The organism is Nocardia takedensis NBRC 100417, from assembly GCF_000308695.1.
Lineage (GTDB): Bacteria > Actinomycetota > Actinomycetes > Mycobacteriales > Mycobacteriaceae > Nocardia > Nocardia takedensis.
Genome location: NZ_BAGG01000222.1, coordinates 1 through 9,270 on the forward strand (window position 1 = coordinate 1; position 9,270 = coordinate 9,270).

The window sequence follows — 9,270 nt, forward strand, 5'->3', positions numbered from 1 at the left end:
CCGGCGCGCGGCGGTGGCTCACCTGCAACGATTGTTCGGGATGAGTCAACGGCTGGCGTGTCGGGTGACCGGGCAGCATCGCAGTACTCAACGCCGCCCCCGTGCGGGCCAGGCGGTCACCGACCCCGATGCCGGGCTGCGGGCATGGCTTCGGGATTGGGCGAAATCCCATCCACGACAGGGGTTCCGGCGCGCCTATCACGAGGCTCGCGGTGAGGGCTGGTCGGTGAATCACAAGAAGATCCAACGACTCTGGCGTGAGGAAGGCTTGCGGGTGCCGCAGCGGCGCCGCCGCAAACGCCTCGGCGACTCGACCGTCACCACGCTGAGCGCGGACGCGCCGAACCGGGTCTGGGCGGTGGATTTCCAGTTCGACGCCACCGACGACGGCCGCCCGGTCAAGATCGTCTCGATCGTGGACGAACACACCCGCGAATGCCTCGGCGGGCTCGTGGAACGATCGATCACCGCGGACCGGCTCATCGATGAACTCGACCGCATCGCTGCCCGCCGCGGCTACCCGGCGGCGTTGCGGTGCGACAACGGACCGGAACTGGCCTGCTCGGCGATGGCGGACTGGGCCGGTGAACGCGTCGGCCTGGCCTTCATCCCGCCCGGGCAGCCCTGGCGCAACGGCTACATCGAATCGTTCAACGGCCGACTGCGCGACGAATGCCTCAACATCAACAGCTTCTGGTCGATCACCCAGGCCCGGGTCGTGATCAGCGACTGGAAAGCCGATTACAACTATCACCGCAGACATTCCGCCCTGGGCTACCGAACTCCGGCCGGATACGCTGCGATCTGCACACACCGATAACCGACTCTCACAGAACCTTGATCTGGCCCCCGCTTGTCGGTCCGCTGTTACGCGAGTCGAGGGCTGGGTTGGGTCTCGAGCCACAGCGTCTCATACTCGGCAGGACTGAGGTATCCGAGGTAGGAGTGGCGGCGCTCGGGGTTGTAGAAGTTGTCGATCCAGTCGGCCATCGCGATGGTCAACTCGAGACTTGTCGACCACTTTTTCGTGTTGAGAAGTTCGGTTTGCATCCGGCCCCAGAAAGATTCCATCGCCGCGTTGTCGAAACAGTCGCCTACGGTACCGAAGGACGGCAGCAATCGATGGCGGCGCAGATTTTCGCCGAACGACTACGAGGTGAATTGCGTTCCGTGATCGGCATGCACGATCAGACCGGTGTTGGTGGAGCGTTCGGCCACGGCCATGTTAATGGCATTGTTGACAAGGGCGGTGTCGGCGACGGTGGAGAAGGATCGACCGACGATCTTCTTGCTGAAACAGTCCAGCACAGCGCAGCAATAGACTTTCCCGTCCCTGGCGGAATGTTCGGTGATGTCGGTGCACCACAACTCGTTGGGGCGGGTGGCGGTGAACGCGCGGTTCACCAGGTCCGCGGGCGTGGGTACTCGCAGCAGTGGGTGACCGCGGCGTCTGCGTCTGGGCATGCCGTGTAGACCCAGCTCGGACATGATCGAGGCCACCAGCTTGTGATTCACGATCATCTCGCACTCGGCCAACAGCGCGGCCTTGATCCGTCGCTTGCCATAACTTCCCCGTGACCGGGCATGGATCCGGGAGATCTCGTCGGCCACCACGATCCTACGGACTCCCCTGTCCGACAACGGCTGGCGCCGCTGACGCAAGAAGGTGGATCTGTGCACGCCGGCGACTCGACACGCTGATCGACCGGAATGTCCCAGTGCGATCAATCCTTCGACGACCGCGGTCCGCCTTTTGGGGACACCACCGCCTGCGCGTCGAACAATTCGCAGGCGTCGCGCGTGAGTTTCAGTTCCGCCTCCAACGCTGCGATCCGCTTCTTCGCCGAGGCCAGTTCATCGGCCTCCACACTCGGCACACCTTCACGAACTCCCGCATCGATGAGCACCTGCGCCTTCCATCGGAACAATGTGGCAGGTGAAATACCCGTTTCGGCCGCGACCTCGGCGACGGGCTCGCCCGCCCGCAGCCGAGCACACACCTGCCGCCGCAACGACGGCGCAAAGGATTTCGGCATCATGACCTCCTACGGGTCAGTCTGCCTCGACTCTCACAACCGCGGTCTCCCGACCGGGGGCCAGATCAGGTGGACTCGTCATCGGGGACCGCTCAGGGGTGCGCAGGGCACACCGGATATCCCGGTCCAGCGAGATCACGCTCCCGCGAAATCGATTCCGGTACGGAATCTTCCATCGGCGGTCAGAATTCTCGGTATGACAGATCGGGCCTGGATCCTGGTAGTGATCGTTGTCGGCATTGCTGCGCTGCTCCTGCTGTTTTGGCTCACTGGAGTGGTGTCGGGCCTGATCCTGGAAGTGTTCCGTCGGGCTCCGTTGCTGGGGTGGCTGTACTGGCTGGCGGTTCCTGTCCTGCTTGTCACCGCTTTCGTCGCGTGGCAATGGATTCCGTTGGTGGTCGCGCTGGCGATGGTGGTTGTGGCGGTGGTGGTCGGAGGGGCCGGTGCCTCATACGACGAATCGACCGGCCGCTCGGGCGGACTCCACAGCCGCCCACGACACTGGGGCAAGAACAGGTAGCAAGCGACTCTGAGTGCGGAAACCAAGGAGCCCCTGCGGAACTGCCTGGTCACGGTGGTTGATCAGCGGGCGCGCTCGATCAACGCGGCAATCGAGATCTTCGAGCACGCCCACTCCTGTCCTGCGGCCATCTTCTGACGGTGTCGAATAGATGCGCGAAGTGCCCGTCGGGATCGATCACCTCGGTTCCTCCTGCTTCGGGCGATCACGGGCGAGCTAACTGGGCTTCCCACACAGTCGCCCCCGCGCGACGGTGGCAATGCGCGAATCCAACGACAACTTCGGCGTCGACGCTCGCGCGATGTCCGTAGGCACCGTCATGAGAGTTGGACCGGCAGGCCTTCGGCTGTCCACGGCAAGCCCAGCTGTTCGGCTGGGCTCATAGCGTGTAGGCGAGAACTACTTGGTCCGTCGGCATTTCGCGAACAGACCTGCTCGACGTCCGGTGGCTCATTAAGATCAGACTCTCCGCATGGTCACAGAAGTTCGGACTCCGACGTGACCTGTCGGGACGCTCCGGCGATTGCCGCGCCAACCACCCGGTGTCGTACCCGTGTCCTTCGCGTACTACGGTGTGGTCGGCCAGAGAGTGCGCACGAGTCGCTTTCCCGCGACCAGGGACAACATCATCACTGGAACTTTTCGTATGCTGAACGACCTGAGGAACAGAGGCAACTCCAGGTCCTTGTACGACGATCCGTAGAACATCCTGTACATCCCAGCCGGGACAAGTAGTGCCGCCGTCGCCAATACGACTGTCAGTACTACGGAGAACACAGGTTGGGAGCCAGCCATCCGCCGCGGACTATCGACACAAGAAGCAATGACGGTTGACGCGACAAGGATTGTCGTCAGTATCGCCACCAAGTTCCCACCCACACGAGGGGCCGTCTGCCACATCACAAGACAGAGGACTCCTCCCGTCGCAGCGGCCCAGTACACGATTTCAGTCGGATCGTATCCGATGCCCCACAATTCAGCGATGAGCACAATTGCCGTCGCGCTCGCGAGAACCAGGCCCATGTTCCAGATGGCGAACGTTCTGCTATTCCTGTTCAGCCACTTCGTAGTGGTGCCGGTATGCCTGAATCTGGTCGAATATCCGGCTAAGAACAATGGTTGACCGAAAACTATGTTCGACCGGGTCTGGCGCAGAAGTATCAATAGATGTGACTTTCGACCGATGCCAGCCTTGGTGAAGTAGATGGTTCTGCCATCCTGATTCATCCGTCGGTTGACGTAGGTTCCGCCTTCGAGACACCATGTCATGGACACGAATACGATGCCGAGAAAGAATGCATAGAGTCCGATCTCTACAACAAGCCTGACCGGGACATCCACACTGAATGACGGAGGCCGACCACCACGCTCCCAGGGGAAGGTCGAGTTCCATGGCCATTTCCAGTCCCAGGGAATATCCCGGTTTGCGCCGGTCGTCTGCGGCAAGGTCAGGCCCAGTATCGTCCGGAGAGGATAACCCACTCCTACCAGTGCTATCACAGCCCATCCCGCAACCATGGCCGCCCGGCCGATGGTGTTGCCATCGAAGTGATCGCGTTCCACGCTGCGCACTCGTTCGTATACGAACGCCAGACCTATGACACCGATAGCCATAGGCAGCACGTGATGGAAGAACGATATGAATTCCAGGCCGCACAAGATGATCACCAACGCGGACCGAACAAATATCGCGACCAACGTCGCGGACGCAGCAGCCTTGACCCCCACCGCCCGAGTAGGAATGCGACCCCGCTGACCGGCCGCCGGCGCATCCTGATCTTCGATCAGGCCTCTGAGATCGTTGAGTTGATACCGCCCCTGGTAGATGAGGAACTCTAGAATGAACCACAAAGTCAGCGCCCGCGGGACGAAGTACGAAATATCAAGCACAACAGGCCGGACGGCCACAAGAACCAGCACACCTATGAGAAAGAAGAGTGCCTTACTCAGGTCCATCGGTCTCGGCAAGAGGATATACGAAAGCAGTGACCGCTCGTCGTAGCTCGGCCTCGCCTGTGGCAGCATCGAGGTCATCCTGCGAGCACGAGTGTCTTTCACCAGGTCGAAAAAATACGCGCGACCGTGCACGGTTGCGTTGAGCGCCTCGACTGCAAGTATGCAGATTATCGGACCGTACACCACCAGCATCGAGAACTGGAGATAGAACGCGAAATCTCGCGCCATATAGAATAGCATCAAGACAAAAATGAACAGCAGCGATACGATGGCCGTGGTCTGCAAGAAGCGGGGAATACGAAAGCCACGACTCAGCGAATTCAACTCAACTATCATCTCGCGATAGGTGAGCGCCTTGAGATGAGGATATCCGCCCAGGTCCGGCATGGTGGCGGGCAGTAGCGTCGCAAGCTCTCGCTCCACCGCGCGACCATAGAAGCTGCGCGCGGTGGCAATCGAAGACGTGATCTGGAGCATGCATCCCAGAGCCAACGGAATCAGCGGCACTGCGGCAGCCGCTTCGTCCGGGATGTTGATCGCGGGCTTCTCGCCTCCAATAAATGTGACGAACGCGCCGAATAGTGTCAATGTCGCGACTACACCACTGAAGACACCAACGAGTTGGTTGTTCAACTCACGCTCATCATCGCGCGATGCAACGTAGTCGGCTATCAACGCATCGAAGTAGTTCTGCTCACGATCCACATTGCGCCTGTCTGCTTCGGACTGTCACCGACGATCGTGAACTGCACTTCCACGGTGATACTCTGCCTAAATCGCAAGAGCTTTAACTGATTTCAAGGATACAACGACCAATCGTCCATCTACGTCGGAGATACCACCGTCGCAGACTTCGACGCGGACAACCGCACCGCATCCTCGGCGATGGCATCGCCGTCAGTCGCCGAGATCCTTCCTCTCGCCGCCGAGTTGCCGAGATCGGTTCCTCTGCGTCCGATACTCGACACGCGCCGGGGCCTCGACCAAGCAGGCGACGATCCCGAGGATGTCAACATCGTCTTCATCATCCGCCTCAGCCTGCCACTGAATGGCTTCCGGCGCATCATTGTCGATCAAACGACCGACACCCACCATCGAGATCGACCGGTGGATTGCCTCACATCGCGGGTGTCCCCACGATAGGTTTGTCGACGGGCCACCGAGGCCCGGTCATCGAGATGGGGGGCGATTGTGGCGCGGGTGGTGTTGGTACACGGGATCGGCTCCCAGGTCTCCGGCGAAGCGTCGATGCGCACCACATGGCTACCCGCGCTCAACGACGGTCTGACCCGCGCACAAGCGACCCCACTGACCACAGGAGACGTCGCCGAGGGGTTCTACGGTCACCTGTACCGCCCCCCGGGACGACTCGCGGGCCGAGAACTGTCGCCGGGCGAGCAGTGGTACGGGCCCGCCGACGTGCGCGAGGGGTTCGAGCAGGAATTGTTGGTGGCCTGGTGGAAAGCCGCCGCCGAACTCGACCCGTCCATCAGACTGCCCACCGAGCAGAGCCTGTCGCGGACTCCGGTGCCGGTGCAATCGATCCTGCATCAAGTGGCGAAGAAACGCTTCTTCGCCGACTTCGCGATCCGTTCGGTGATCGGCAAACTCAAACAGGTCAGCCGCTACATGCTCGAACCCGAACTCCGAGGGCGGATCCAAGACCAGGTGCGGGCACTGATCACCGACGACACCCGCGTCGTGGTGGCGCACTCGCTCGGTTCGGTGGTCGCCTACGAAACGCTGTGTTCCCTGCCGGGACATCCGGTGCGGGCGCTGGTGACGTTGGGGTCGCCGTTGGGGATCCCGAACCTGATCTTCGACCGCCTCCAACCCGCCCCGGTCGACGGAAAGGGAGTGTGGCCAGGCGGCGCGGAACTGGTGTGGACCAACATCGCCGACAAATACGACCTCGTGGCCATGGTCAAACACCTCGACCCGTTGTTCGGTCGCGAGTTCACCCACCGGGTGTGGGACTGGTTCGTGGACAACAGCTCCGATGCCCACGGTTCGGCGGCGTATCTGACCGACGAGGTGACCGGGCGCGCGATCGACGACGGCCTGCATGCGCACTGACCAGTCCCCCACCAATCCCGACGCGGGGTCGCGGCGGTTCTTGATCGCGGCCGCGGTCGCCGAACACGTCCACGGCCCGCACTGGGATCGCGCGGGCGTGGCGGCGGGGCGGGCGGCGATCATCGACCTGTTCACCACCACTTTCGGCTACACCCTCGTCCCCGCCCCGGGAATGAACCCGACAGCGGCGCAACTGCTGTCGGAGCTCGACGCGTTCTGCAACTCCCCCGAACGTTGTCCCGACGACATCATCGCGATCTACTTCACCGGCCACGGCGAACGACTGCACCGCATCGAGGACCATGTCCTGCTGACCACCGACACCCACCCCGACCGGGTCCGGCTCGCGACCACGACCGAACAACTCGCTCGCACCATCCTCTACGAGACACCGGTGCGGCGGGTGTTGTTGATGCTCGACACCTGCTACTCCGGCAAAGGCGGCGCCGACTTCACCACCGCCGCGCTGGAGGACTACACCCAGCACTGGGACGAAACCCCCGGCAACGGCATCGTGGTCATCAGCTCCACCCACCCGCACCAGAGTGCCGACGCCGGCCAGTTCCCCCGCCTGCTCACCGAAGCGGTGCAGTCGCTGTCCACCGCCGGGCACGGACCCCAGACCATCGCCGCCCAAGCGTTGGTCGCCAAGATCAACACCCTGGCCGCCAACACCCCCTGGCAGGTCGCCGGGCTGAACGAGATCACCCCCACCGGCCAGGCGCCGGCGTTCTTCCCCAACCCCCGCCACGACCCTCGCCTGCACGAGGTGGATCTGGCGTTGCAGCAGGCCGCGCAGTGGGAGGCCCACGAGCAACGCCGCGAGGTCGAGTTCCGGGACCGGCTGCTGGTGCGGGCGATGGGCAGCACCGACGGCCGCAGCTGGTGGTTCACCGGCCGCCACACCGCCCTGACCGACATCACCACCTGGCTGCACCACCCCGACCCCACCCACCCCCTACTGGCGGTCACCGCCGACCCCGGCTCCGGCAAAACCGCCGTCCTGGGCGTCGTCGCCGCCCTGACCCACCCCGAATACCATCGCACCGTCCCCATCGAAACCCTGCGCCTACCACCGGATTCCGTCCCGCGGGTGGGCGCGGTGGACGTGGTGATCTACGCCCAGGGGCTCACCCTCGACCAAGTCCGCGACGGCATCGCCGCCGCCGCGAAACTGACCGCGACCACCGTCGGGGAACTCCTGGACGGCCTCACCGGCCGCCGCCGGGTGTTCACGGTGCTCATCGACGGCCTAGACGAAGCCGCCGACCTCGACCATATCACTCGAAAACTGTTGCGCCCGTTACTCGACCACGCTGACGGACGCATCCGGCTGCTGGTCGGGTCCCGCCCTTACCTGCTCCCGGGGTTGGGGACCGCACGCGAGCGCGAGATCGACCTCGACGCCCCCCGCTACGCCGACCTCGTGGCTTTGACCACCTACACCGTGCACGGACTGCTCGACGCCGCACCCGACAGCGTCTACCTCCACCAGGACCCGACGGTGCTGCAGGCGGTCGCCGACGCGGTCGCCGAACAAGCCGACCCCTCTTTCCTGGTCGCGCGCATCGTCGCCGCCACCCTCGCCGCCGACCCCACCGTCCCGAACCCCGACGACCCGGACTGGCGGCGAAGTCTGCCGTCGCTGCCGGGTGAGGCGATGCGCCACGACCTGGACTCCCGCCTCGGCACCGACGCCCGCAAGGCACGGGACCTGCTGCGGCCCCTCGCATTCGCACAGGGGCAAGGTCTGCCGTGGGAAGACCTGTGGGCACCACTGGCCTCGGCCATAGCCGGGATCGACTACACCGACCACGACCTGATGTGGCTACGACGCGCCGCGGGCTCCTATGTGGTCGAAGCCGTGGAGAACGGGCGCTCGGCCTACCGGCTCTTCCACCAAGCCCTCGCCGAACACCTCACCGAACACACCGACCCCCGCACCGCGCACGAGGTCTTCGTCCACACACTGCGCAGCCACGTCCCCCCTGACGAGCAGGGACACAGCGACTGGGCCCACGCTCACCCTTACATCAGCCACCACCTTGCCACCCATGCCGCTCGAGCCGGCGTGATCGACGATCTGATCACCGACCTGGACTATCTCGTCCACGCAGATCCCGGCCCCTTACTGGACGCTCTGCACACAGTCACCTCCGAGACTGCGCTTATGACCCGTGCGATCTATCGCTGCTCCGCCGATCTACACCGACATCTCCCGCCGGAGCGCCGACGCCGGCTCCTCGCGATCGACGCCGCGCGCTTCGGCGCCGATGAGCAACAACGAGCCCTCGACCAAGACCACGAATGGCAAACCTCGTGGGCCACCGGCGGTCAAACCGATGACGCACTCCGCACCACTATGATCGGCCATACCGGCGCAGTGCACGCGCTAGCGTGTACCAGCATCGACGGTCACGCTGTCGCGGTCACAAGTGGTTGGGACAACACGGTCCGAGTGTGGGACCTGCGCACCGGCACCGAACGATCCAGGCTCACCGGACACACCAGCACAGTCCACGCGGTCGCCTGCACCGGCATCGACGACTGTCCCGTCGCTGTGACCGGCTGCTGGAACAGCACAGTCCAGGTATTAGACCTGACTACCGGCACCGTATGGTTCACACTTACCGGCCACACCAGCACAGTCCACGCGGTCGCCTGCACCAACATCGACGGCCG

The 9,270-nt window shown here is 63.5% G+C and carries 8 protein-coding genes and 1 pseudogene; 4 read left to right on the forward strand and 5 right to left on the reverse strand.

Annotated elements, in window-relative coordinates; translation table 11 throughout:
- Window positions 1-820: IS3 family transposase (locus ON30_RS28355; protein ID WP_083911739.1), on the forward strand; the 820-nt coding region annotated here is incomplete at its 5' end.
- 47 nt (window positions 821-867) lie between these two features.
- Here the strand turns inward: ON30_RS28355 and ON30_RS39520 are convergent.
- From ON30_RS39520 to ON30_RS28365, 3 genes are read right to left on the reverse strand one after another with little or no spacing between them, the layout of a single operon-like run.
- A complete protein-coding gene (locus ON30_RS39520; protein WP_281004756.1) occupies window positions 868-1,119 on the reverse strand; it encodes an integrase core domain-containing protein in 252 nt (83 codons plus the stop codon).
- 30 nt (window positions 1,120-1,149) lie between these two features.
- The gene (locus ON30_RS39525) at window positions 1,150-1,728 is read right to left on the reverse strand and encodes an IS3 family transposase (RefSeq protein ID WP_157183885.1); all 579 of its coding nucleotides are present in this window, start codon (window positions 1,726-1,728) and stop codon (window positions 1,150-1,152) included.
- Window positions 1,725-2,039 (reverse strand): transposase, encoded by a 315-nt coding sequence (locus ON30_RS28365; RefSeq protein WP_245554260.1) that lies wholly within the window; start codon window positions 2,037-2,039, stop codon window positions 1,725-1,727. Before ON30_RS28365 ends, ON30_RS39525 begins: the two co-directional genes overlap by 4 nt.
- 193 nt (window positions 2,040-2,232) lie before the next feature.
- On the opposite strand from ON30_RS28365, the gene ON30_RS28370 reads away from it, so the two are divergent.
- Window positions 2,233-2,556 carry a hypothetical protein gene (locus ON30_RS28370; protein WP_040712189.1) on the forward strand — a complete coding sequence of 108 codons (324 nt, stop codon included), beginning with the start codon at window positions 2,233-2,235 and terminating at the stop codon, window positions 2,554-2,556.
- A 567-nt stretch (window positions 2,557-3,123) separates the two neighbouring features.
- Here the strand turns inward: ON30_RS28370 and ON30_RS28375 are convergent.
- Both ON30_RS28375 and ON30_RS28380 read right to left on the reverse strand, forming a co-directional pair.
- The gene (locus ON30_RS28375) at window positions 3,124-5,217 is read right to left on the reverse strand and encodes a hypothetical protein (RefSeq protein ID WP_040712191.1); all 2,094 of its coding nucleotides are present in this window, start codon (window positions 5,215-5,217) and stop codon (window positions 3,124-3,126) included.
- A gap of 192 nt (window positions 5,218-5,409) precedes the next feature.
- On the reverse strand, window positions 5,410-5,589 hold the full coding sequence (locus ON30_RS28380) for a hypothetical protein (RefSeq protein WP_157183886.1): 180 nt from the start codon (window positions 5,587-5,589) through the stop codon (window positions 5,410-5,412).
- 123 nt (window positions 5,590-5,712) lie between these two features.
- Between ON30_RS28380 and ON30_RS28385 the strand changes: the two genes are divergently transcribed.
- Together ON30_RS28385 and ON30_RS28390 are read left to right on the forward strand one after the other, a co-directional pair.
- Complete coding sequence (locus tag ON30_RS28385) at window positions 5,713-6,588, forward strand: hypothetical protein (RefSeq protein WP_040712201.1); 876 nt, start codon at window positions 5,713-5,715, stop codon at window positions 6,586-6,588.
- A pseudogene (locus tag ON30_RS28390) lies at window positions 6,578-9,270 on the forward strand (caspase family protein); the annotation flags it as partial. The gene ON30_RS28385 and the pseudogene ON30_RS28390, both read left to right, overlap by 11 nt.

Excerpts from the sequence above, each read along its gene's own strand:
- ON30_RS28365 (WP_245554260.1), bottom strand. The coding sequence starts at position 2,039 with ATGATGCCGAAATCCTTTGCGCCGTCGTTGCGGCGGCAGGTGTGTGCT.
- ON30_RS28370 (WP_040712189.1), top strand. The coding sequence starts at position 2,233 with ATGACAGATCGGGCCTGGATCCTGGTAGTGATCGTTGTCGGCATTGCT.